Annotated in this window: 22 protein-coding genes; 14 read left to right on the plus strand and 8 right to left on the minus strand. The window is 61.8% G+C overall.

Translation table 11 applies throughout. The annotated features are described in order from the left end of the window. The first annotated feature begins 45 nt into the window (after positions 1 to 45). The 6 genes from EFQ99_RS29935 (at position 46) to EFQ99_RS29960 (ending at position 8,025) form a co-directional block, all read left to right on the plus strand. A complete protein-coding gene (locus EFQ99_RS29935) occupies positions 46 to 1,542 on the plus strand; it encodes a sugar ABC transporter ATP-binding protein (RefSeq protein ID WP_126924778.1) in 1,497 nt (498 codons plus the stop codon). Between the two features lie 18 nt (positions 1,543 to 1,560). After that, entirely contained in the window at positions 1,561 to 2,601 is a 1,041-nt protein-coding gene (locus EFQ99_RS29940) for an ABC transporter permease (protein WP_126924779.1), read from the plus strand. A gap of 46 nt (positions 2,602 to 2,647) precedes the next feature. Next, entirely contained in the window at positions 2,648 to 3,745 is a 1,098-nt protein-coding gene (locus EFQ99_RS29945) for an ABC transporter substrate-binding protein (RefSeq protein ID WP_126924780.1), read from the plus strand. A gap of 96 nt (positions 3,746 to 3,841) precedes the next feature. Beyond that, entirely contained in the window at positions 3,842 to 4,180 is a 339-nt protein-coding gene (locus EFQ99_RS29950; RefSeq protein WP_126924781.1) for a hypothetical protein, read from the plus strand. Positions 4,181 to 4,493: 313 nt separating this feature from the next. Beyond that, a complete protein-coding gene (locus EFQ99_RS29955; protein WP_126924782.1) occupies positions 4,494 to 5,564 on the plus strand; it encodes an LLM class flavin-dependent oxidoreductase in 1,071 nt (356 codons plus the stop codon). A 499-nt stretch (positions 5,565 to 6,063) separates the two neighbouring features. Further along, a complete protein-coding gene (locus EFQ99_RS29960) occupies positions 6,064 to 8,025 on the plus strand; it encodes a HAMP domain-containing methyl-accepting chemotaxis protein (RefSeq protein WP_126924783.1) in 1,962 nt (653 codons plus the stop codon). 51 nt (positions 8,026 to 8,076) lie between these two features. Here EFQ99_RS29960 and mctP read toward each other — a convergent pair whose 3' ends face one another. The 5 genes from mctP to EFQ99_RS29985 form a co-directional block, all read right to left on the minus strand. Next, positions 8,077 to 9,552, minus strand: a complete 1,476-nt coding sequence (gene mctP, locus EFQ99_RS29965; protein ID WP_126924784.1) for a monocarboxylate uptake permease MctP — start codon at positions 9,550 to 9,552, stop codon at positions 8,077 to 8,079. Then, on the minus strand, positions 9,542 to 9,739 hold the full coding sequence (locus EFQ99_RS29970) for a DUF3311 domain-containing protein (protein ID WP_126924785.1): 198 nt from the start codon (positions 9,737 to 9,739) through the stop codon (positions 9,542 to 9,544). Before EFQ99_RS29970 ends, mctP begins: the two co-directional genes overlap by 11 nt. A 270-nt stretch (positions 9,740 to 10,009) precedes the next feature. Continuing rightward, a complete protein-coding gene (mctR, locus tag EFQ99_RS29975; RefSeq protein WP_126924786.1) occupies positions 10,010 to 10,654 on the minus strand; it encodes a two-component system response regulator MctR in 645 nt (214 codons plus the stop codon). Beyond that, the gene (mctS, locus tag EFQ99_RS29980) at positions 10,651 to 12,036 is read right to left on the minus strand and encodes a two-component system sensor histidine kinase MctS (protein WP_126924787.1); all 1,386 of its coding nucleotides are present in this window, start codon (positions 12,034 to 12,036) and stop codon (positions 10,651 to 10,653) included. The genes mctR and mctS overlap by 4 nt, the downstream gene beginning before the upstream one ends. A 98-nt stretch (positions 12,037 to 12,134) precedes the next feature. Then, the gene (locus EFQ99_RS29985) at positions 12,135 to 12,602 is read right to left on the minus strand and encodes an Lrp/AsnC family transcriptional regulator (protein ID WP_126924788.1); all 468 of its coding nucleotides are present in this window, start codon (positions 12,600 to 12,602) and stop codon (positions 12,135 to 12,137) included. 161 nt (positions 12,603 to 12,763) lie between these two features. Between EFQ99_RS29985 and EFQ99_RS29990 the strand changes: the two genes are divergently transcribed. The 5 genes from EFQ99_RS29990 (at position 12,764) to EFQ99_RS30010 (ending at position 16,831) form a co-directional block, all read left to right on the plus strand. Next, positions 12,764 to 13,543, plus strand: a complete 780-nt coding sequence (locus EFQ99_RS29990) for an ABC transporter ATP-binding protein (RefSeq protein WP_126924789.1) — start codon at positions 12,764 to 12,766, stop codon at positions 13,541 to 13,543. A gap of 44 nt (positions 13,544 to 13,587) precedes the next feature. Beyond that, the gene (locus EFQ99_RS29995; protein ID WP_126924790.1) at positions 13,588 to 14,361 is read left to right on the plus strand and encodes a transporter substrate-binding domain-containing protein; all 774 of its coding nucleotides are present in this window, start codon (positions 13,588 to 13,590) and stop codon (positions 14,359 to 14,361) included. Between the two features lie 12 nt (positions 14,362 to 14,373). Beyond that, positions 14,374 to 15,099: an ABC transporter permease gene (locus EFQ99_RS30000; RefSeq protein ID WP_126924791.1), complete on the plus strand. Its 726-nt coding sequence runs from the start codon at positions 14,374 to 14,376 to the stop codon at positions 15,097 to 15,099. A 13-nt stretch (positions 15,100 to 15,112) separates the two neighbouring features. Continuing rightward, on the plus strand, positions 15,113 to 15,802 hold the full coding sequence (locus tag EFQ99_RS30005; protein WP_126924792.1) for an ABC transporter permease: 690 nt from the start codon (positions 15,113 to 15,115) through the stop codon (positions 15,800 to 15,802). Between the two features lie 120 nt (positions 15,803 to 15,922). Next, complete coding sequence (locus EFQ99_RS30010; protein ID WP_126924793.1) at positions 15,923 to 16,831, plus strand: homocysteine S-methyltransferase family protein; 909 nt, start codon at positions 15,923 to 15,925, stop codon at positions 16,829 to 16,831. Positions 16,832 to 16,909: 78 nt separating this feature from the next. Here EFQ99_RS30010 and EFQ99_RS30015 read toward each other — a convergent pair whose 3' ends face one another. Then, complete coding sequence (locus tag EFQ99_RS30015; RefSeq protein WP_126924794.1) at positions 16,910 to 17,347, minus strand: MarR family winged helix-turn-helix transcriptional regulator; 438 nt, start codon at positions 17,345 to 17,347, stop codon at positions 16,910 to 16,912. Positions 17,348 to 17,545: 198 nt separating this feature from the next. Between EFQ99_RS30015 and EFQ99_RS30020 the strand changes: the two genes are divergently transcribed. The 3 genes from EFQ99_RS30020 (at position 17,546) to EFQ99_RS30030 (ending at position 20,131) form a co-directional block, all read left to right on the plus strand. Next, positions 17,546 to 19,357 carry a chloride channel protein gene (locus EFQ99_RS30020; RefSeq protein WP_126924795.1) on the plus strand — a complete coding sequence of 604 codons (1,812 nt, stop codon included), beginning with the start codon at positions 17,546 to 17,548 and terminating at the stop codon, positions 19,355 to 19,357. An 88-nt stretch (positions 19,358 to 19,445) separates the two neighbouring features. Beyond that, positions 19,446 to 19,712 (plus strand): type II toxin-antitoxin system Phd/YefM family antitoxin, encoded by a 267-nt coding sequence (locus EFQ99_RS30025; protein WP_126924796.1) that lies wholly within the window; start codon positions 19,446 to 19,448, stop codon positions 19,710 to 19,712. Continuing rightward, positions 19,709 to 20,131, plus strand: coding sequence for a type II toxin-antitoxin system VapC family toxin (locus EFQ99_RS30030; RefSeq protein WP_126924797.1), 423 nt, complete (start codon positions 19,709 to 19,711; stop codon positions 20,129 to 20,131). The genes EFQ99_RS30025 and EFQ99_RS30030 overlap by 4 nt, the downstream gene beginning before the upstream one ends. A gap of 70 nt (positions 20,132 to 20,201) precedes the next feature. Here the strand turns inward: EFQ99_RS30030 and EFQ99_RS30035 are convergent, their stop codons facing one another. Then, the gene (locus EFQ99_RS30035; protein ID WP_126924798.1) at positions 20,202 to 20,972 is read right to left on the minus strand and encodes an ABC transporter ATP-binding protein; all 771 of its coding nucleotides are present in this window, start codon (positions 20,970 to 20,972) and stop codon (positions 20,202 to 20,204) included. A 9-nt stretch (positions 20,973 to 20,981) separates the two neighbouring features. Then, complete coding sequence (locus EFQ99_RS30040; protein ID WP_126924799.1) at positions 20,982 to 21,965, minus strand: ABC transporter substrate-binding protein; 984 nt, start codon at positions 21,963 to 21,965, stop codon at positions 20,982 to 20,984. Between the last annotated feature and the right edge of the window lie 36 nt (positions 21,966 to 22,001).

Consider the following 22,001-nt stretch of genomic DNA (forward strand, 5'->3'; position numbering starts at 1 on the left):
ATAACATACGCTCAATGACAACTGAAGCTTTGGGAGGAGCCAACAGTGGAAGCCAAGAGACTGCTGGAGTTCCAGTCGATCACCAAGAGCTTCGGCGGCACGCAGGCGCTCCGCGACGTCTCGATCGATCTGCGCGAAGGCGAAATCCTCGCACTGCTCGGCGAAAACGGCGCAGGCAAATCGACGCTGATCAAGACGCTCGCGGGCATCTACAAGCCCGATGCCGGCGACATCCTCTTCCGCGGCCAAAGCTATCACCATCGCCCGCCGAAGCCGAACGAGCGGCAGCCGGTCGCCTTCATCCATCAGGACCTCGGCTTGATCGAGTGGATGACCGTCGGCGAGAACATGGGCCTGTCGCAGGGTTTCTCGATGCGCCGCGGCCTGATCGATTGGAACAGGACGCAGGCGCGCGCCAAGGAGGCCCTGAAGCTGGTTGGCTGTGACTTCGATCCCACCACGCGGGTTTCGGCCCTGTCGCGCACCGAAAAATCGCTCGTCGCCATTGCCCGCGCGCTTGCCGTCGAGGCCGACGTTCTCGTGCTCGACGAGCCGACGGCGAGCCTTCCCGCCGATGAAGTCGACCGGTTGTTCAATGCGATCCGCCCGCTGAAGGATCGCGGCGTCGGCATGATCTACGTCTCCCACAGGCTCGACGAGATTTTCCGCATCGCCGATCGGGTCGCCGTTCTGCGCGACGGCTGCATGGTCGGCCAGAAGCCCGTCAGCGAGACCACTCCTGACGAGCTGGTGACGATGATCATCGGCCGCAGCGGCGACAGCCTCTTTTCCAAGACCGAGACCAAGCCCGGCAAGGCAATCGTCAAGGTGCGCGATCTCGTTTGCGCCGGTACGAGCCCGATATCCTTCGATATCCGCGAGGGCGAGCTTCTCGGTCTTGCGGGATTGCGCGGCGCCGGTCAGGAACGGATCGGCCGCGCCCTGTTCGGTTGCGAGCCTTTCGGCGGCTCGGTTTTGCTGCATGACCAGGCTCCGGATCTTTCGAGCCCGCTGCGGGCCATGGGATCGGGCATTGGCCTGATCGCCCGCGACCGGACGGAAGAATCCGTCGCCTTGTCGCTTTCCATTCGGGAAAACACCTACATCAATCCCGGTGCAGTCGGGCGCGGGCTTTTCTCCTTCCTGTCGCCGCGGGGCGAGGCGGACCTCGCCCATAAGATCGGCCAGTCGGTCGGCCTGCGGCCAAACGACCCGGATCTGCCCGTGGAGGCCTTGTCGGGCGGCAACCAGCAGAAAGTGGTCGTCGGCCGCTGGCTGGCGACCGGCCGCAAGCTGCTGATCGCGGAAGATCCGACCGCCGGCGTCGACATCGGCGCGCGTGCCGAGATCTACCGCCTGATCACCAAGGCGCTCGAAGCCGGCCTCGCGGTCGTGGTGGTTTCGACGGACTTCGAGGAAATCGCCCATATCTGCCACCGCGCGCTGGTTTTCTCGCGCGGCAAAATCGTCAGCGAACTGACTGGAAGCGCTCTGACGACGGAGGCGGTCATCACAGCCGCATCCGCATCGGAAGCCGCTTGAGCCATCGGGAGAACAGCCATGCAATCCATTGAATCCACGGCGCTGGAGCCGACCAAGAGCGAAATGGCCGGCCTGTCTACAGGGCAGAAGATCGGACGCCTGATCCCGGTCTATGGGCTGGTGATCCTCACCGTCGGCCTGATAATGATCTTCTCGATCCTTCTGCCCGATACCTTCCCGACGGTGTTGAACGTCCGCTCGATTGTATCAGACAAGGCGATCATTGCGCTTCTGTCGCTCGCCGCGATGATCCCGATGGCATCGGGCCGCATCGATCTGACCGTCGGCTACGGCATCGTGCTCTGGCACATTCTCGCCATCAGCCTGCAGACGGCCTACGGCCTGCCCTGGCCGGTCGCCGTCCTCATCGTTCTCGCGCTCGGTGTCCTCACAGGCTTCATCAACGGCCTGCTGGTCGAGGTCGCCAAGATCGACAGCTTCATCGCAACGCTCGGCACGGGAACGGTTCTCTATGCGCTTGCACTTTGGCACACCGGCGGGCGGCAGGTGGTCGGCGTCCTGCCGGATGGTTTCTATGCGCTGAATGGCACCATGCTGTTCGGCCTGCCGATCACCGGCTTCTACGTGCTGCTGATCGCCATCTGCATGTGGATCGTGCTCGAATACCTGCCGATCGGCCGATATCTCTACGCCATCGGCGCCAATCCCAAGGCCGCCGCGCTCAATGGCATTCCGGTCCGCAAGTTCGTGATCGGCGCCTTCGTCACCTCGGGTCTGCTGGCCGCCCTGACCGGCGTCCTCCTCGCCTCGAAGCTGCGCATCGGTCAGGCAAGCGTCGGCCTCGAATATCTCCTTCCGGCGCTTGTCGGCGCATTCCTCGGGTCGACGACGATCAAGCCGGGGCGCGTGAACGTCTGGGGCACCTTGATCGGCGTCATCATCCTGGCGGTCGGAATTTCCGGAATTCAGCAATTCGGCGGGTCGTTCTTCGTCGAACCGCTGTTCAACGGCGTGACCCTGCTGATTGCCATCGGCATAGCAGGTTACGCCCAGCGCAAACGCGGAGCCGTGAGGAGGATCACGCCCGCATCGAAATGATGCCGGATCGCCGGCATTTCATAACAAACACAATGGAGGAGTGAACATGAAGCGCAGGACTTTATTGCAGGCAACGGTCGCAACCGTCGCCGTTATGCTCAGCGTGCCGGCATTGGCCGACTCGATGGCCGACGCCAAGGCAGTGGTGGACAAATATGCCTCCAAGGTGAGCGCGTGGGATGGCCCGACGAGCGGCCCCAAGGGCGCCAGCGGAAAGAATATCGTCATCCTGGCCGCCGATATGAAGAACGGCGGCATCCTCGGCGTCGTCAATGGCGTTCAGGAAGCGGCAGGCGCACTCGGCTGGACGGTCAAGGCGCTCGACGGCGCCGGCTCGATCGGCGGGCGGACCGCGGCTTTCGGCCAGGCCATGGCGCTGAAGCCTGATGGTATCATCATCAACGGCTTTGACGCGGTTGAGCAGAAGCCGGCGATGGAAGCGGCCAAGGCTGCCGGAATTCCGATGGTTTCCTGGCACGCCGCCTCGGCGGTCGGTCCGGTCCCCGAAGTCGGCGTTTTCGCCAACGTCACCACCGATGCGATGGAAGTATCGAAGTCTGCGGCTGATTGGGCCTTTGCCGATGCCGGCGGCAAGCCTGGTGTCATCATCTTCACCGACTCCACTTATGCGATCGCGATTGCCAAGGCCGATCGCATGAAAAAGGAGATCGAAGATCTCGGCGGCACGGTGCTCGAATATGTCGACACGCCGATCGCCGAAACCTCCCAGCGCATGCCCCAGCTCACCACGTCGCTTCTGCAGAAGTATGGCGCGAAGTGGACGCATTCCCTTGCCATCAACGACCTGTACTATGACTTCATGGGGCCGTCGCTTGCGTCGGCCGGCATTGCCGGAGACGGAAAGCCGGTCAACGTCGCAGCCGGCGACGGCTCGGAGAGCGCCTATCAGCGTATCCGCGCCAAGCAGTTCCAGGCCGTCACGGTCGCCGAGCCGCTCAATCTCCAGGGTTGGCAACTCGTCGACGAACTGAACCGCGCTTTTGCGGGTGCTCCCTGGTCCGGCTATGTCTCGCCGCTGCATGTCGTGACCAGCCAGAACGTCGAGTTCGACGGCGGACCGAAGAACAGCTTCGATCCCGATAACGGCTATCGCGATCAATACAAGAAGATCTGGGGCAAATAAGCCTTCCGATCAGAGGGCGTATCGAGCGATACGCCCTCCCTCCCCGCACGACCTCAACATCGATCCAGCTCCGGCGAGTTTTGGAAAAGAGAACCTATGATCATTCGTTATGCTTTGTTTGAAGGCGAAATCCATCCCGGGAAAGAAGAGGAGTTCCGCACCTTCGTCAGGCAGCGGCTCGTGCCTCTGTGGACGAAATTTCCAGGCGCCGAGGAAATCCGGGTGCTGGACGGAACGGAGCGCGACGAAGGCGCCCCGGTCTATGCCATGGCGCTTGCCATTCGTTACCCCGATATGGATGCGGTGAACGCAGCGCTTGCCTCCGACGTGCGCTTCGAAAGCCGCGAGGTCACCGGGCAACTCCTGCAGCTCTTCACCGGCAAAGTGCATCACCACGTCTTCTCGGCCAACGAATATCCGCCGGCTACTGCCTGACATCAGGCGATCGCGGTTTCCATAACGTCGCGGCGATCGAAAACCGCCCAACCAAATATCGTTGCTGTAAAGCGCCTGCGGACAGCCGTCTCGGGCGCTTTTCCATGTCGGTACGCCCCGCCTATCCCACGGCTCGAGGGATGGCGCCCTTTCCACTGTTCACTCTTTTGGGGACAATTTTTCCTCAGGCGACGTTATTGTTAAACGAAACAGTCTATAAAAATAGTAGATAATATTCCATCTTACCATGCATCGCTTTTGGGAGACCTTCCCTCGGCCCTCTTCTTCCAACCGCGCAGAACTGCAGTGTGGTATGAGCATCAATTCCGAATTTCTCTGGTATATTCCCAACGACGTCAGACCCGGTCATCGCGGTGATTCCACCGTCGAGAATCACAACAGCCTCGATACGCTGACCAGCCACGCCAAGGCGCTGGAGGAGCATGGCTGGAAGGGCGCGCTCATCGGCACCGGTTGGGGCCGGCCCGACACGTTCACCGTTGCGGCCTCACTTGCGGCACGCACCACGACCTTCGAGCCGCTCATCGCGATCCGCCCCGGCTATTGGCGGCCGGCGAACTTCGCGTCCGCGGCAGCCACGCTGGACCACCTGACGGGTGGCCGCGTGCGGATCAACATCGTATCGGGCAAGGACAACCTGTCTGCCTATGGCGACAGCGAGGGCGATCAGGCGCATCGCTATAGCAGAACCAGGGAATTCATGCGGCTGGTCCGCCGATTGTGGACCGAAGAAAACGTTACGTCGGCAGGGGATCACTTCCGGGTCGCCGAGTCCACCGTGGTGCCGCGCATCGAGATCCGCGGCGACCGCCGCCACCCCAAATTCTACTTTGGCGGCGCCTCCGAGGCCGCCGAGCAGGTTGCCGCCACCGAAGCCGATGTTCAGCTTTTCTGGGGCGAGCCGCTCGACGGCGTCCGAGAACGGATCGAGCGGCTGAAGGCGCTGAGCAGGCAGCTGGACCGCGATCTCCCGCCGCTGGAATTCGGATTGAGGATCACGACCTTGGTCCGCGACACGACGGAACAGGCCTGGGCTGACGCCGAGGCGAAGGTTGCCGAGATGGCGAAGAGCAAAGGCGCCGGCTGGCACGACCACCAGCGCGTGCTCGCCGTCGGCCAGCAGCGGCTGCTCGAGCTGCATCAACGCGGCGACGTGCTCGACGATAACCTCTATACCGCGCCCGGAAAATTCGGCGGCGGCGGCGCCGGCACCACGTGGCTGGTCGGTTCGGCGGCGGATGTCGCCCGCTCGCTGCGCAAATACCAGGATCTGGGCATCACGCATTTCGTGCTTTCCGACACGCCTTACCTTGCCGAGATCAAACGGCAGGGCGAGCAGCTGCTGCCGCTATTGCGCAGCTGACACCGGAAAGGCGTCAGGCCGTCGTCCAGCGTCGGAAAAGCCAGCGCCGAAATCATTGTTCGCATGCAGGCCGCTCGAAAAGCGTCAAAGAGTCTGGTTTGCAACAAGAGATGTGTGCCGTTACTGTCCAGCAACTTGGCATACTCTTCCTGGTGCCCAGCTTAGTGCAGTTTGCGCGGAAAATGCCGATAAAATATACGAAAAGCGCCACGCAATGATGCTCCGCCGTCCGCGTTTACATTCTCTAAAATATATTCCCCTAAATTTTTAGGATATTGGAATGACGTTCGCAGGATCGTCACCTACGCCATGATGGCGGCTGGGGCACCCGAAATCTCGCATGAAATCGACATTTTGACCTCGATGCACGCCTCGCATCTCGGGCGCGCCGAGGCGCATTCGGCGACAGATCGAGCTCCGCGCTTGAACGAGATGTGACGAGCGATCCTGGTGGCCAAGATACCTTTGACAAGCTTCGCCGACGCGATGGAGAGTGACAATGAAGGGCATTAAGAATTTCGGGATCGGGGTGCGCCTCACCCTCGGTTTCAGCTTCCTGCTTCTGCTGATGGCCTGCCTGACCATCTACTCGGCGGTGAAGGTTGAGCAGATCAATAGCAATCTTGAAACGATCAACGACGTCAACAGCGTGAAGCAGCGGTTTGCGATCAACTATCGCGGCAGCGTGCACGACCGGGCGATCGCCATTCGCGACGTGACCCTTGTGACGTCGGCGGACGAACGCAAGGCCGCCGAAGCCTTGATCGAAAAGCTGGCAGCCACTTACGCCGAGAATGAAAAGCGCATGGCCGATATGGTTGCATCTCCGGCAGGTGCGACGGACCAGGAAAAGACCATCCTGAGCGAGATTGCCGACATACAGGCGAAGACCAATCCTCTGGTTGCCCAGATCATCGCGCTGCAGGAAAAGGGCGACGGCGAGGCGGCCCGCAAGATCCTGCTCGAACAGGCCCGCCCGGCCTTCGTTTCCTGGCTCGGCGCCATCAACAAATTCATCGATTATCAGGAAGCGCTGAACAAATCGGTCGGCGGCGAGGTTCGCAGTGTGGCGAGCGGCTTCAAGCCGATCGCGCTGACGGCGCTCGCCATTGCCGCTCTTCTTTCGATCATTGCCGCCGCCATCACCGCACGCACGATCGTCGGCCCGCTGGCAAAGCTTCAGCTTTCGCTGAAGGCGATGGCGGAAGGCAATCTCGACGGCGATCGCCGTCTCGAAGCGCGGGGCGATGAGATCGGCAAGCTCGCGCGGGCCGTAGCCGGCCTGCGCGACGCGATTTCGGCAAAGGCGGAACGAGAAGCCGATGCCGAAGCCAAGCGTGCTGTGACGGAACGACACCGGCTCGAGCAGGATGCCGATGAACGCCGCACCCTGGCCGAGCAGACTGACAAGGCTGTTGGTCAGCTGGGCAATGCATTGCAGGCGCTGGCTGACGGCGACCTGACGCAGCAGATCGACACGCCGTTCATTCCGTCTCTGGAAAAGCTCCGGGCCGACTTCAATGCCGCGGTCGAAAAGCTCCGAGCCGCCATGCAGAAGGTTGCCCAGAACGCGAGCGCGATCGCAGCCGGTGCACAGGAGATCCGCTCCGCCTCGGACGATCTGGCCAAGCGGACCGAACAGCAGGCAGCCTCGGTCGAGGAAACCGCCGCTGCCCTGGAAGAGATCACGACCACCGTCGCCGAATCCACCAACAAGGCCCAGGAAGCCGGGCAGCTCGTGCGCAAGACCAAGGACAACGCCGAGCGCTCGGGCAGCGTGGTCCGGGATGCCGTGGACGCGATGGGCAAGATCGAATCCTCGGCCACCGAAATCGGCAGCATCATCGGCGTCATCGACGAGATCGCCTTCCAGACCAACCTGCTGGCATTGAACGCCGGCGTCGAAGCCGCCCGCGCCGGGGAAGCTGGCAAGGGCTTTGCCGTCGTTGCCCAGGAAGTGCGCGAATTGGCGCAACGTTCCGCCAAGGCGGCAAAGGAAATCAAGGAACTGATCAACGCGTCGAACGGCCATGTGAAGAACGGCGTCGCCCTCGTCGGCGAGACCGGCAAGGCACTGCAGGAGATTGCCGCACAGGTTCAGCAGGTCGACGGCAATGTCGGGGCCATCGTCGGCGCTTCGCAGGAGCAGGCGACGGGGCTGAAAGAGATCAACACCGCCGTCAACAAGATGGACCAGGGCACGCAGCAGAACGCCGCCATGGTGGAAGAAGCCACAGCCGCCGCGCATAATCTCGCCAAGGAAGCCGATGCGCTGTTCCAACTCCTAGGACAGTTCAGCATCGGGGGAACGGTCGTATCGAAGCGGATATCACAGCCGTCAGCAGCGCCACAGCATGCTCAACCCGTGGCGTCGCCCGCACGCCAGATGATCGCCAAGGTGGGCAAGTCGTTCCAGGCGAGCGGGAGCGCGGCATTGGCCGGCGATTGGGAAGAGTTCTGATCGCGCCCGTTGCGAAGGGAAGCGTACGCTGCCCTTCGTTTTGACGTTGTCTTATGCCCGGACAGGAGCACTCGCTGGAAGCAGAGCGCTGACCACGACCGCAATGGCGATGTTGGCCGCAAGCGCCAGGAGGCCGGTATAGACGGTGAAGGGTTCGCCGCCGAGGCTGACCAGATGAAGAGGCTTCCAGCCGGCATCCCAGACGAGGAGGGTGCCGCCGCAGAAGCCGACGAACCAGCCGGTAAGCAGAGCGGGTGCGCGGAACCAGTTGGTATAGAGGCCGAAGACCAGGGCCGGAAGCGTCTGCAGGATCCAGATGCCGCCGAGCAGCTGCAGGTCGAGTGCGAATTGCGTCGGCAGGAAGATGATGACGAGAAGCGCTCCGACCTTTACCACCAGCGACGTGATCTTCGCGACCTTGGCTTCACCCGCATCGCTGACCTGGGGGTCGACATAGGCCTTCCAGAAATTGCGGGTGAAGAGATTGGCAGCGCCGATGCTCATCACCGCCGCCGGCACCAGCGCACCGATGGCGATTGCCGCAAAGGCAAAGCCGGAGAACCAGCCCGAAAAGAGCGTCTTGAACAGCGCTGGAACGACGTCATTGGCGCTCTCGAGCTTCAGGTTGGCGGCATGGCCCATATAGCCGAGCAGCGCCAGAAGGCCGAGCAGCAGCGTATAGGCGGGCAGCATGATCGCATTCTTGCGGATCGTCTTGCCGCTGTTGGAGGCAAAGATGCCCGTCAGCGTATGCGGATACATGAAGGCCGCAAGCGCCGAACCGAGAGCGAGCGTGGCATAGGCGACATACTGGTTGCCGCCAAGCAGCAGGCTGCCGGACCCCTTGGCCTGGAAGGCGGCGTCGGCCGAGGCGAAGACATTCGCATAGCCTCCGAGCTTCGACGGGATGAGTGCGACGGCTGCAATCACCACGATATAGATCATGATGTCCTTGACGAAGGCGATCAGCGCCGGCGCGCGCAGGCCCGCCGAATAAGTGTAGAGCGCCAGGATGATGAAGGCGATCGCAAGCGGCAATTCGCCATGCAGTCCGAGCGCCTTCAGGACCGCGGTCATACCGACGAGCTGGAGGGCGATGTAAGGCATGGTGGCGATGACGCCGGTTGCCGCGACGGCGAGTTCGAGACCACGCGATCCGTATTGACCATGGACGACGTCGGCTGCCGTGACATAACCGAATTCCTTGGCGCGTTTCCAGAGAACCGGCATGACCATGAAGACGAAGGGATAGACGACGATCGTATAGGGCAGCGCGAAGAAGCCGTAGGCGCCCACCGTATAGACCAGCGCCGGGACGGCGATCACGGTATAGGCGGTATAGAAATCGCCGCCGACGAGGAACCAGGTGATCCAGGTGCCGAAATTGCGTCCGCCGAGGCCCCATTCGTCGATATGCGCCAGCGTTTCGGGCTTGCGCCAGCGGCTCGCGACGAAGCCCATGACCGTGACGAGCGCGAAGAAGAAGATAAAGACGGCAAGCGCCGTGCCGTTGATGTCAGTCGTCATGGCGGGTGCTCCGATAGGCGATCCAGGTCAGCGTCGCGGTGATCGGCACCCACAGAATTTGATACCAATAGAAGAAGGGGAAGCCGAAAAGCGACGGTTCGCGGGCGTTGTAGAATGGCGGCCAGAGCAGACCTATGAAAGGAATGACCAGCAGCCAGAGCGCTGCCTTGTTACGTGGTTTTTCCATGTCGGATACCTCTCAGGCGCCGCGGGCGCGGTCGCCATGTTCCAGTTGTCGGCGTGGAAGGCAGATCTGTCAGCCGGCGGCCGCGGCAGGCCCGGTTCGGGTCGCGTGAGGTTTTCCGATCGAACGGAAGCGGACATGACGCATATGAATTCCTCCCAACGGCTTACCCTTGGGCCAGCCGTGATCGACTCCTATGGCGCTGGTTTTGTTCCTACAAGATAGGCGCTGGGCCGAAATGCCGCAGCCTACCCAGAAGTGGGTAGGCTTGGTTTAGCCGACTTTCGAGACGATGCCGTGATCGAGCGCATAGCGAATGAGACCCGCAGTGGTGGCAATGCCGAGCTTCTTCTTCAGGTTCTTGCGATGCGTCTCTGCCGTCGCCGAGGTTATCCCTAGCATCTCGGCGATTTCCCTGTTACTGCGGCCGGCGACGATCAATCCCAGAGTGTCGCGCTCGCGCGGCGTCAGCGGATCGGCACCCTCCTCCGCACGTTCGCCCATCAGTGCGTCGAAGACACCCGAGGAGAAATAGGTACCTCCGCCCGCGACCGTCTCGATGGCCGAGACGATCTCGTCGGTCGAGACGTCCTTCAGAATGTAGCCGGCTGCGCCATGCATGACCGAAGAGGAGATATATTCGCGGCTGTCATGCATCGAGAGCATCACGACGCGGGCTTGCGGAAGTTCGTTCCGGAACAATTCGATCGCGTCGATGCCGCTGAGCTTCGGCATGTTGATGTCCATCAGCACGACCTGCGGCAGAACCTGTCGGCCGATATCAAGCCCCGTTTGGGCAAGCCCGGCCGTTCCGGCGACTTCGATATGGTCGAATGTTTCGAGCACGGCTTTCAGGCCGTCCAGCACCAGCGGATGGTTGTCGATCAAGAGCACCCTGATTTTCGGACGTTCCGTCATGCGGCTTCCGCCTGCCGATCGGCGGGACGATTGGCCGATTTCGGCAGCATCGCCGTCAGCGTCGTGCCGGCCTCGTTGCTGTTGATCAATAAAAGGCCGCGGAAGTGGGCCATCCGCTCCTGCATGTTGCGCAGGCCGAGACCCGATGTGCCCGATACACCGTCCTTGCTGCCGTCGAAGCCGGTGCCGTTGTCGGTGACGGTCATGCGCGCACGGCCGCCGTCGCTCCAGAGCTTGACGACAAGCCTTGAGGCGCCGGAGTGCCGCTCGACATTGTTGAAGGCTTCCTGCGCGACCCGATAAAGCGCGGTATTGGCTTCGGCCTTCAACGTATCGCTAAAGCCCGAAGCGTCGATCTCCGTCTCGATCCCGGTCCGCTCGGCGAAGTGATAACACAGTGCCTCCAGCGCCGCCCTCAGGCCGAGGTCGTCGAGCACGCGCGGGCGCAGATCATGCGACAGCAGCCGGATTTCCTTGATCGCTCCATTCAGCGCTTCGATGCCGCGGTCGATGGTGAGGGCCGCATCGTCGACATTGGTCCTGACCTTGCGGCCGGCGAGATCCATCGCATAGCGCACGCCGACGAGGTTCTGGGAAATGCCGTCATGCAATTCGCGCGCAAGCCGCGCGCGCTCTTCTTCCTGGGTGTCGATGACCCGTTGCGTCAGCGCCTTGAGCCGGCTGTCGGCCATGCGACGCTCGTGGAAGGTCAGCAACATGCAGGTCGTGAAAACGACGAGCACTGAGGGCACGGCGATCAGCGCGACGATGACGAAGGTTCGCCTTATGTTGGCGCGGGTCACCGCATTGGCGGCCGCACTCTGGGCAAAGACGTCGTCGAGGTAGACGCCGGTTCCGACGACCCAGTGCCATTTGTCGAGACTGACGACGAAGGAGAGCTTGTCGGCGATCTGCCCGGTCGATGGTTTCTGCCATTTGTACTGATGCAGGCCGCCGCCCGCCTTTGCCGTGGCGATCAGTTCGGCAATGACCTTGTCGCCATCGGGATCGGTGAGGTCGAGCCAATTGTGCCCGTGCCGGAACGTCTGGCGCGGATGGACGATGTTGTTGCCGTCATAGTCGTAGACGAAGAAATATCCATCCTTGCCGTAGTCGAGCGAGGTCAGAATCTCAGACACCTGCTGCTTGGCTGCCTCGTCGTTGGGACCGGCCTTGTCATAGATCGTCTGGATGGCGGACAGGGCAAGGTTGGTCAGATTGAGGATTTCGGCTTCCTTGGTCTTCAGCATGTTCTGCTCGAACGTATCGATGCTGTTCTTGGCGAGGTTTGCCGATTGCCAGGTGATGAAGGTGGTGATCGCAAGGATCGAAATGACGAGCGGGACGATCGCCAATGCGATGATCTGGTGTCGGAGCGTCAACGATCATTCCTCCCGAGAATGTGCGCCCGGAATTATGCCCTTTGTCATATGCGAGTCCAGCGGCTTGTCCGCGCGGCCGGACCAATGCGGCCGCGCCATCACTGTTCCAGGGGCACAAACAGGCCGAGCTTGACGTCCCGCAGTACCACATTCGTGTGCATGCGACGGATCTGCGGATTTTCCGCCATGATCAGCGCGGCGATGTCGTCATAATGCTCAACGTCACGGGCGGTGACGATTGCGATCAGATCGACCGCGCCGGTGACGTAATAGACCTGCTGGATGTGATCCTGCTTCTCCGCCCAGAGGCGGAATTTCGCCAGTGCGTCGTAATTGTCCCGTTCGATCTCCATCCCGACGATGAAAACCATCGCCGTTCCCGTTGCCTTGCGGTCGACGACGGCGACTTCCGCCTTGATGATCCCGTCTTCGCGCAGGCGCTTCAGGCGCCTCTGCACGGCCGAGACCGACAGACCGACCCTTTCGGCGATGGTTTCGGCCTTCAGCTGGCAGTCGCGCTGAACGATATCGAGTATGTCACGGTCAAAACGATCCAGTTGTTCCATTATCCAGTCCTAATTTGTCGCAGCATTTATCGCATTCTGCCGCATTCGCCGCATGAGAAAGATTATTTTGCACAAAATATGCAGAAGAGACAAAAATTGCGCGAAAAATCCGCGTTCTTTTATCATTATCCTTTGCAAATTCAGTTCAGCCGGACCCATGCATGTCGGATCAACCCTTTCCTGCTCTTCGCGTCGAAGATCTCCATAAAAGCTTCGGCTCGCAACAGGTTCTCAAGGGTATTTCGACCGAGGCCCACAAGTCGGATGTCATCTCCATTATCGGCTCGTCGGGTTCCGGCAAGAGCACCTTCCTCAGATGCATCAATTTCCTGGAAACGCCGGATCAAGGTCGCATTGCCGTGAATGGCGAGGAGATCGCGCTGAAGGCTGGCCGCGGCGGCCGGCTGCAGCCGCGCAGCTGGCGGCAGGTCGAACGGCTGCGGACCGGGCTCGGCATGGTCTTCCAGAGCTTCAATCTCTGGGCGCATCGCACCGTGCTGGAAAACGTCATCGAGGCGCCGGTGCATGTTCTGGGCATTTCCAGACGGGAGGCGACCGAAAAGGCTGAAGCGCTGCTCCACAAGGTCGGGCTTTTCGAGAAGCGCGATGTCTATCCCGCCTTCCTTTCCGGCGGCCAGCAGCAGCGCGCGGCGATCGCGAGAGCGCTCTGCGTCGATCCCGATGTCATGCTGTTCGACGAGCCGACTTCGGCGCTCGATCCCGAACTCGTCGGCGAGGTACTGAAAGTTATCCGCGATCTGGCGGAAGAAGGCCGGACCATGCTGATCGTCACGCATGAGATGCGCTTCGCCCGCGATGTCTCCAGCCGTGTTCTCTTCCTGCATCAGGGACGGATCGAGGAAGAAGGACCGCCGGAGCAGATATTCGGGGCGCCCGTCAGCGCCCGCTGCCGGGAATTCACCGGCCTCAGCGCCCACTGATGCACATCCCATCATCGACAACATCCAACAGGAGAATCCTGCGAATGAAACTGCTCCCCATGCTCTTTGCCGGCGCGGCACTTGCGCTTTCGGCCGTCACCGCACAGGCCGAAGTCCGCTTCGGCGTCATGAACGAATCCTACCCTCCCTTCTTCGCCAAGGATGCTTCAGGCGAATGGCACGGATGGGAAATCGATCTGATGAATGCCGTCTGCGAAGAGATGAAGGAGAAATGCTCGATCGTCGACATTTCCTGGGATGGGCTCATTCCCGCTCTGCAGAGCAAGAAATTCGACGTGATCTGGTCATCGATGTCGAACACCGCCGAGCGCTCGAAGGTGATCGATTTCACCGACAAATATTACAACACGCCGAGCACCCTGATCGGTCCCAAGGACCAGAAGCCGGGCGCCACCGCCGAGGACGTGAAGGGCAAGACCATCGGCATCCAGGTGTCGACGATCCAGTCGGAATATTACAAGAAATATTTCGCCGGTGCTGCCGAGGAAAAGACCTACCAGACGCTCGACGAGGCTTTCCAGGATCTCGCCTCCGGCCGCATCGACTATGTTTTCGGCGATTCACTGGCGCTCGACGCTTTTCTGAAGAGCGACGGCGGCAAGGATTGCTGCGCCAAGATGGGTGATGTCGCCGACGACAAGGAAATTCTCGGAGCCGGTGTTTCGGGCGGCCTCCGCAAGGAAGATACCGATTTGAAGTCCAAGCTGAACGCGGCCATCACTGCCGTCCGCGCCAGCGGCAAATATGACGCCATCACCAAGAAATACTTCGATTTCGACATTTACGGCGCGAAGTAAGCAATCCCCACGATGGCGACCGCGCAACAAGGCATTCTGGACCTGCTCTCCCCCTATCCTCCGGGATGGGGCGGCGTCCTGCTGACGGGCGCGGTCTCCACGATCGCCATCTCGGCCTGCGCTTTCGCGATTGGCCTGCTGCTTGGCACCGGCGGTGCGCTTGGAAAGCTTTCGGGCAATCGAGCGCTCCGCCTTCTGCTCGATCTCTATACGACTGTCATTCGTGCCGTTCCCGAGCTAATTCTCATCGTCGGGCTCTATTACGCGGGGACCGATGGGCTCAACCGGCTTCTGGCCGCGCTGGACCTGCCGCCGGTCAATGTAAATGGCTTCGTCGCGGCCGTCGCTGTGCTGGGTTTCGTGCAGGGCGCCTATATGACCGAGGTGCTGCGCGGCGCGATCCTTGCCATTCCCGTTGGCCAGATCGAAGCCGCCAAGGCCTTCGGCATGGGGCCGATGCTGCGGTTTCGCCGCGTCCTGCTGCCAGCGCTGTTGCCGAATGCCCTGCCGGGCCTAGCCAATCTCTGGATGTCGGTCACCAAGGACAGCGCATTGGTCGCGGTCGTCGGTTATCAGGAACTGGCGCTGGCCACCCGTCTGGCCGGGGCGAGCACCAAACACTACTTCATCTTCTTCCTCGCCTCGGCCTTTCTCTACCTCGCCATCACGCTGGTTTCCAACGTCGTCTTCAAGCTGATCGAAGGGCGGGTGCGACGCGGTCAGCCGCGCCTCGCCTGAAGAAAGTACGCCCATGAGTTTCACCTGGATCTCTTCTTACTGGCCGCTGCTGCTGACAGGCGCCTGGCAGACCGTTGCGCTGCTCATCATTTCCGTCGTGTTCGGCTTCATCCTTGCGATCGGTCTCGCCTTCGCGCAGGTCAGCGGCGGCAGGCTGACGCGGCTGCTGGCGCGGGGCTACTGCACCTTCTTCCGCGGCACGCCGTTGCTGATCCAGCTGTGGCTTCTCTATTACGGGGTGGGCTCGTTGTTGCCTATGATCCCCGGCATCCGCCAGAGCCTGTTCTGGCCGATCCTGCGCGAGGGCTTCTTCTTTGCGGCCGTCAGCTTCACGCTGAATTATGCGGCCTACGAGGCGGAGGTGTTGCGCGGCGCGCTGCTTGCCGTGCCCAAGGGCGAGCTCGAAGCCGGGCGGGCCTTTGGCCTGTCGCCCTGGAAGCTGACCCGCCGCATCTGGCTGCCGCGCGCCATTCGCATCGCCCTGCCGACCATTGCCGGAGAGATCGTCATGCAGCTCAAGGCGACGCCGCTCGCCTTCACGGTGACGGTGATGGATCTCTACGCCGTGGCAAACAAGGTCCGCCAGGACACGCTGCTCGTCTACGAACCCTTGATCGTCGTCACTCTCTTCTATCTCGCCCTGACCGCTGTGATCGCCCGTGCTTTTCGAGGTCTCGAAGCGCAGGTGCCGGTTCGCCGCTAGGCCGGCGGATAGGGGACTGGCCATGAACTCGCTTACGCACGAACCAGGTGCATCTCGCCCACTTTGTTATGAAAAGCCCACCGCCGGCGACGGCGCGACAGACTGAATGGAGACCTCTTCATGAGCACGACCCGAATTCTCGATGGCGGCATGAGCCGCGAGCTGCTGCGGCTCGGCGCCGAACTGAAACAACCGGAATGGTCGGCATTGGCGCTGATGAACTCGCCTGACATCGTGCGCGAGGTGCACGAGGAGTTCATCGCCGCCGGCTCTCAGGTCATCACGACAAACAGCTATGCGCTCGTGCCCTTCCATATCGGCGAGGACCGGTTCCGGAAGGAGGGTGCGGAACTGATCCGTCTCGCCGGTCGCCTGGCGCGAGAGGCCGCCGATACCGTCACCGATCGGAAGGTGGTGGTCGCCGGTTCGCTGCCGCCGATCTTCGGCTCCTACGAGCCGCAGAACTTTGATCCTTCACGGGTGCAGGATTATCTCAAGGTGCTCGTCGAAAACCTCAATCCGTTCGTCGATATATGGCTCGGCGAGACGCTGAGCCTGATCGCCGAGGCAGAGGCCGTGCGCAAGGCGGTGGCGGCATCGAGCAAACCGTTCTGGATTGCCTTCACATTGGCGGATGACGAGGCAGCCATGAGAGGCGGCGAACCGAAGCTTCGCTCCGGCGAAAGCGTCGAGGATGCGGCGTCGTGGGCGGTTTCATCGGGCGCGGAGGCTTTCCTGTTCAATTGTAGCAAGCCGGAGGTCATGCAGGCGGCCGTGGAGACTGCGGCACGTGTCTTCGGGAAGGTGGACGCTCAGATCGAAATCGGCGTCTATGCCAATGCTTTCGAAGGGGAAACAGGCGAAGCGGCCGCCAATGAGGGCCTGCACGATACCCGCGACGACCTGAACGACGATGCCTATTCGCGTTATGCCTGCGCCTGGGCCGAGGCCGGCGCGACGATCATCGGCGGCTGCTGCGGCATCGGGGCTGCTCACATTCATCGCTTGAGGAACACGCTTCTGAGCTGAACGCCGGAGAGCCAGACCGTCGGCCGCTAACACAGCTCTTCACGCCCCGACTCTTCCGGTGACGGGGCTGAGGGCGCCCTATTCCGCTATTTGGGCCGATTTCTGGAGTTCGAGGAGAAGCTCGATCAGCTTCGGGGCCATGACCCTGATTTCCGAGAGGTGGACGGCGCTCAGTCGCGTCAGAAGCTCGTCCGCCTTGTCGGTCAGGAGAAGCGTCTGGCGACGCCTGTCGGCCGGATCTGCATGGCGTTCAACCAGTCCGGCATCAGACAGCCGCCCGACGAGCTCGGTCGCCGTGTGGGGCGCGATGATGAGCCGCTCGGCCAGCATGCCGATGGTCATCGCTTCGCCGCCGCGTTGTCCCTTGATCGCGAGCAGCGCCTGATGCTGCTGGACCGGCAGTCCTTCCGACTGTGCGGCAGATGCGCTGAAATCCATGAACTGGCGAAGCGCAAATCGGAGGTCGGCGAGAGCTTCGTAATCCTCTTGTCTCAGCGGCGGCATGGTTTTTTTCAAAGCTATTCTCCTCTGCCGCAACGGCTGCCAAGGTCGGGAGCCCTTCCGCCATCTCGAATAGATGGGCGGGCGCCAGCCGGTCAAGTGAGGCGTCTCCTGAGACATTTTCTCCTCCACGCTTTCATCCATTGATTTATATCGTATCACGATATATTGACGCCACTTAAGCATACCCATTTCCGCGTAGCAGAGGCTTTTATGGCGCAGCATCAACCCAGCAACCGGCCACACGATTTCACCGGCGGTCTTTCCCGGCGCGAGGCCGGAGACTTCACCACCGACCGGCGGGTCCTCCTGCTGGTCGGTATGTCCATCATCGTCGGCACTGCTGGCGCCTTTGCAGCCTGGTGTCTCGTCAGCCTCATCGCGCTCGTGACGAATGCCATCTGGTTCGGAGAGATCGGCATCCACCCCGCCTCTCTGGCCGCCGTGCCGCGCTCGCTGTGGGTGGTGTTGGTTCCGCCGCTGGGCGGCCTCGTCATCGGGCTGATGGCCCGCTTCGGGTCGGAGAAAATCCGCGGCCACGGCATTCCCGAAGCGATCGAGGCCATCCTGATCGGCGGCAGCCGCATGTCGCCGAAGGTCGCGGTTCTGAAGCCGCTGTCCTCGGCAATCTCTATCGGAACCGGCGGCCCGTTTGGCGCCGAGGGGCCGATCATCATGACGGGCGGGGCGATCGGATCGCTCTTCGCGCAATTCTTTCACATGAGCGCGGCCGAGCGGAAGACACTGCTGGTCGCCGGTGCGGCTGCGGGCATGACGGCCATCTTCGGCTCGCCGATCGCCGCGGTCATGCTGGCGGTCGAACTGCTGTTGTTCGAGTGGAAACCGCGCAGCTTCATTCCCGTTGCCGTCGCCGCCTGCGTTTCGATCTGCTGGCGTCCACTGCTGTTCGGCACCGGCCCGCTCTTTCCGACCCATTTCCAGGTAGCCCTGCCCTGGTGGGGGATTTTCGCCTGCGCTGTCATGGGCATCATTTCTGGGCTGCAATCGGGATTGCTGACGACGCTGCTCTACAAGATCGAGGACCTGTTCGAGGGCTTGCCGATCCACTGGATGTGGTGGCCGATGCTCGGCGGCCTCGTCATCGGCCTCGGCGGCCTCATCGAGCCGCGGGCCATGGGCGTCGGCTACGATATCATCGACGGCTTGCTCAACAACCGGCTGCTCGCACCGGCTGTCATGTCGATCCTGCTGGTAAAGACCGTCATCTGGCTGTTTGCTTTGTCTTCGGGCACCTCGGGCGGCGTGCTTGCTCCGCTCCTCATCTTCGGCGGCGCTCTCGGCTGGCTGGTCGGCCTCGTCATGCCGGGCAACGATCCCGGTTTCTGGGCGCTGCTCGGAATGGCGGCGATGATGGGCGGAACCATGCGCGCGCCGCTGACGGGCACCTTCTTTGCGATGGAGATCACCGGCGACGTCAGCACGCTCGTTCCGCTGCTTGCCGCAACGGTGGTCGCCTATGCCGTGACGGTGCTTCTGCTGCGCCGCTCGATCCTCACCGAGAAGATCGCGCGCCGCGGGCAGCACATCACCCGCGAATATGGCGTGGACCCGTTCGAGCTGTCCCGGGCAAGGGAGATCATGATCAGCAATGTCGACACGCTCCCCGTCACAATGACGGTCGGAGAAGCCTGCGACTTCTTCGCCTCCCGGCAGAAAACACATCGGATCTATCCGGTGGTCGATGCGGCGGGCAAGCTGACCGGCATCGTCACGAGGGCCGACGGCCTGCTCTGGCAGGGGAATTCGGAGCTTGCCGCGCAGACGCTAGCGGAACGTGTAACCGACGCTTCCGTCCCCGTGGGGCATCCGGACGATACGGTCGCATTCATCGCCGATCTGATGCTGTCGACGGGCGACGGTCGCGTTCCGATTGTCGATCCCACCTCGGGCAAACTGTGTGGCCTGATCGCCCGCAAGGACCTGCTGCGGCTGCGCAGCTCCTACAGGTCGGCGGAACTGGATCGGCGGCCCTATCTGACAGCAGGAGCGAGGGGCAAGCCATGATGGCCGCCTGCCGTTTCTTCCGCGCCGCTTGCCATCCACTCGGTCTCGCCCTATAGTCATCATAGTCATTCTGGTCACGAGGTGAGCGATGCAGTCATCACGGCAAGACGATGAAAGCTGGACCGTTGCCAGTGCAAAGGCGAAGCTTTCCGAGGTCATCGAACGCGCACAATCCGCACCTCAGACAATCACGCGAAACGGCAAGCCGAGCGTGGTTGTCGTTTCTGCCGAGGAATGGCAACGGAAGACCGCGCGCAAGGGGACGCTTGCCGAATTCCTGATGGAGTCACCGCTACGCGGCGCAGATCTGGACCTTGAGCGTCAACATGACGAACCGCGTGATCCGGCTCTGTGAGGCTTCTGCTTGATACCAATATCCTGTCCGAGGTGACGAAGCCGAACCCCAGTGCGCGCGTCTTGGAATGGCTGGATAGGCTCGACGAGGATCGCTCCTTCATCAGCATCGTGTCGATCGCAGAGATCAGGCGCGGCGTTGCCCTGATGGATAAGGGACGAAAACGCGACGTGCTGGCCGAATGGCTTGCCCAAGATCTGACGCAACGCTTCGAGCGTCGCATCATTCCAGTGGATGAACCGGTTGCTCTCGCCTGGGGAGACCTCATGGGTCTTGCAAAGCGGAGCGGCCGCGGCCTGTCGTCGATGGACGGCCTCATCGCTGCGACCGCTATTGCTCACGGTCTCACTCTCGCTACGCGCAACACCAGAGATTTCGAGGGCTTCGGGATCGAACTTGTCGATCCCTGGATCGAGTGAAACACCTTGAATCCGCAAGACTGAAATCAGCGGACAGGTTCATCGGTAAAGGCGCCCGCAACAGCAGCCTTCAATGCAAGCCGAAGAGGTTCAGCAACTCCTCACGGTGTCGGACGAATTCCGGGGCGCTGCGGTCGCGCGGGCGGGGCAGATCGATTTCGATCAGGCGCGGCTCGCCGCCCTTCTCCCGCGGCAGGATCAGGATCCGGTCGGCGAGGTAAATCGCCTCTTCGAGATCGTGGGTGACGAGAATGGTCGTCACGTCCTCGTCGCGCCAGATCCGTGCGAGTTCCTGCTGCATGCTGATCTTGGTCATCGCATCGAGTGCGCCGAGCGGTTCGTCGAGCAGCAGGATCTCCGGCTGGACCGCAAGCGCCCGGGCGATGCCGACGCGCTGCGCCATACCTCCCGAGAGCTGCCGGGGATAGGCCGCTTCGAATTGCTGCAGCCCGACGAGCTTGACATAGTGGCGTGCCCGCCCCCTCGCCTGCTCGCGCGATAGACCTCTCGTTTCCAGGCCAAAAGCCACGTTGTCGAGCACATCAAGCCAGGGAAGAAGGCGCGGCTCCTGGAAGATGACGGCGCGCTCGGCGCCGACGCCTCTTATCGCCTTGCCGTCGACCAAGACCTCTCCGGTATCGGAATCCTCAAGTCCGGCCAGAACCCTGAGGAGAGTCGTCTTGCCCGAACCGCTGGCGCCGACGATGGCGAGGCTTTCGCCGGAGCGGACGTCGAGATTGATATCCTTGAGAACCTGCAGGGGTTTCCCGTTCAGCCTGTAGGATTTGGAGAGGTGACGGATTGTCACCTCTCCGCGGCGAATGTCCTCAGCGACGCTCATTGTGGTTCCTCAGTTGCTCGCCGGCTTGGCGTCGGCCGTATAGAGGATGTCCTTGGCCGCCAGCTGGCCCTGCTTCAGCTTGCCTTCGCGGACCAGGACGTCGATCCAGAACTGGATGTCGCGCTCGACCGGCAGGCCGCCGGCGCGCACGCCATAGCCGCGGAAATACTGTGCGATATCAGCGTTCTCGCCGCGCTCGGCGAGCGCTTTGGCGAAGATCTTCTTGGTTTCCTCGGGATGTTCACGGGCATAGTCGAGGGCGCGGGCCGACTGTTCGACGAAGATCTTGGCTGCCTCGGGATGCTGCTGAATGAAATCCCGACGCAAGACCACGAAGCCCCCGGCGATGTCACCGAGCACGTCGGTATCATCGAAAACCGCGCGCAGCCCGCCATTCTTCAGCGCCGCACCTTCGAAGGTCGTCTGCCAATAGCCGAAGGCGGCAATATCAACCTGCTTGGAGCGCAGAACCTGTTCCAGCTGCGGCCCGGGAACGACGACCTGATTGGCGGAGTCGCTCGGCAGGCCGACGGAATGCAAGGCCTCGCGGATGGTGTAGTCGAGATGCGCGCCGAGCGTGTTGACCGCGATGCTCTTGCCGGCAATGTCCTTGATGCTTTTGATCGGGCTGTCTTCCAGCACGTAGAAAGTCGACTGCACCTCGTCGTTGATCCCGTTCGACGGATAAGCAGCGACGAAGTTGTTGCCGCCGATGATCGAATTCAGGACGGCGGAGGTGGCAGCGCTGCCGATCTCCACATCGCCGGATGCCAGGGCAATGAGGGAGGCCGGGCCGCCCTGGGCATAACCGACATTCTCCAGCGTGATGCCCGTATCTTTGAAATAACCGAGTTCGGCGGCGAGTTCGTGGGCGGCAAGACCGCCTTGGCTCGCAAGATAGCGCAGTTTTACCGTGTCGGTGGCTGCCGCCGGCGTGGCAAGGCCGAGAGCGATTGCGGCGGGTAGCAGAAGGTTGCGGGGATGGAATGTCATGGGGGTGTCCTTTCGGAAGAGGAAAATTGGGGGAAG

The sequence above is a fragment of the Rhizobium vallis genome (genome assembly GCF_003985155.1).
In the GTDB taxonomy this organism is placed as follows: domain Bacteria; phylum Pseudomonadota; class Alphaproteobacteria; order Rhizobiales; family Rhizobiaceae; genus Rhizobium; species Rhizobium vallis.

Coding starts and splice junctions, on each gene's coding strand:
- EFQ99_RS29945 (WP_126924780.1), top strand. CDS start 2,648: ATGAAGCGCAGGACTTTATTGCAGGCAACGGTCGCAACCGTCGCCGTT.
- EFQ99_RS30035 (WP_126924798.1), bottom strand. CDS start 20,972: ATGAGCGTCGCTGAGGACATTCGCCGCGGAGAGGTGACAATCCGTCAC.
- mctR (WP_126924786.1), bottom strand. CDS start 10,654: ATGACGGAACGTCCGAAAATCAGGGTGCTCTTGATCGACAACCATCCG.
- EFQ99_RS30040 (WP_126924799.1), bottom strand. CDS start 21,965: ATGACATTCCATCCCCGCAACCTTCTGCTACCCGCCGCAATCGCTCTC.
- EFQ99_RS29990 (WP_126924789.1), top strand. CDS start 12,764: ATGTCGGATCAACCCTTTCCTGCTCTTCGCGTCGAAGATCTCCATAAA.
- EFQ99_RS29960 (WP_126924783.1), top strand. CDS start 6,064: ATGAAGGGCATTAAGAATTTCGGGATCGGGGTGCGCCTCACCCTCGGT.
- EFQ99_RS30000 (WP_126924791.1), top strand. CDS start 14,374: ATGGCGACCGCGCAACAAGGCATTCTGGACCTGCTCTCCCCCTATCCT.
- EFQ99_RS29970 (WP_126924785.1), bottom strand. CDS start 9,739: ATGGAAAAACCACGTAACAAGGCAGCGCTCTGGCTGCTGGTCATTCCT.
- EFQ99_RS30010 (WP_126924793.1), top strand. CDS start 15,923: ATGAGCACGACCCGAATTCTCGATGGCGGCATGAGCCGCGAGCTGCTG.
- EFQ99_RS29950 (WP_126924781.1), top strand. CDS start 3,842: ATGATCATTCGTTATGCTTTGTTTGAAGGCGAAATCCATCCCGGGAAA.
- EFQ99_RS29985 (WP_126924788.1), bottom strand. CDS start 12,602: ATGGAACAACTGGATCGTTTTGACCGTGACATACTCGATATCGTTCAG.
- EFQ99_RS30020 (WP_126924795.1), top strand. CDS start 17,546: ATGGCGCAGCATCAACCCAGCAACCGGCCACACGATTTCACCGGCGGT.
- EFQ99_RS29955 (WP_126924782.1), top strand. CDS start 4,494: ATGAGCATCAATTCCGAATTTCTCTGGTATATTCCCAACGACGTCAGA.
- EFQ99_RS29940 (WP_126924779.1), top strand. CDS start 1,561: ATGCAATCCATTGAATCCACGGCGCTGGAGCCGACCAAGAGCGAAATG.
- EFQ99_RS30005 (WP_126924792.1), top strand. CDS start 15,113: ATGAGTTTCACCTGGATCTCTTCTTACTGGCCGCTGCTGCTGACAGGC.
- mctP (WP_126924784.1), bottom strand. CDS start 9,552: ATGACGACTGACATCAACGGCACGGCGCTTGCCGTCTTTATCTTCTTC.
- EFQ99_RS30025 (WP_126924796.1), top strand. CDS start 19,446: ATGCAGTCATCACGGCAAGACGATGAAAGCTGGACCGTTGCCAGTGCA.
- EFQ99_RS29995 (WP_126924790.1), top strand. CDS start 13,588: ATGAAACTGCTCCCCATGCTCTTTGCCGGCGCGGCACTTGCGCTTTCG.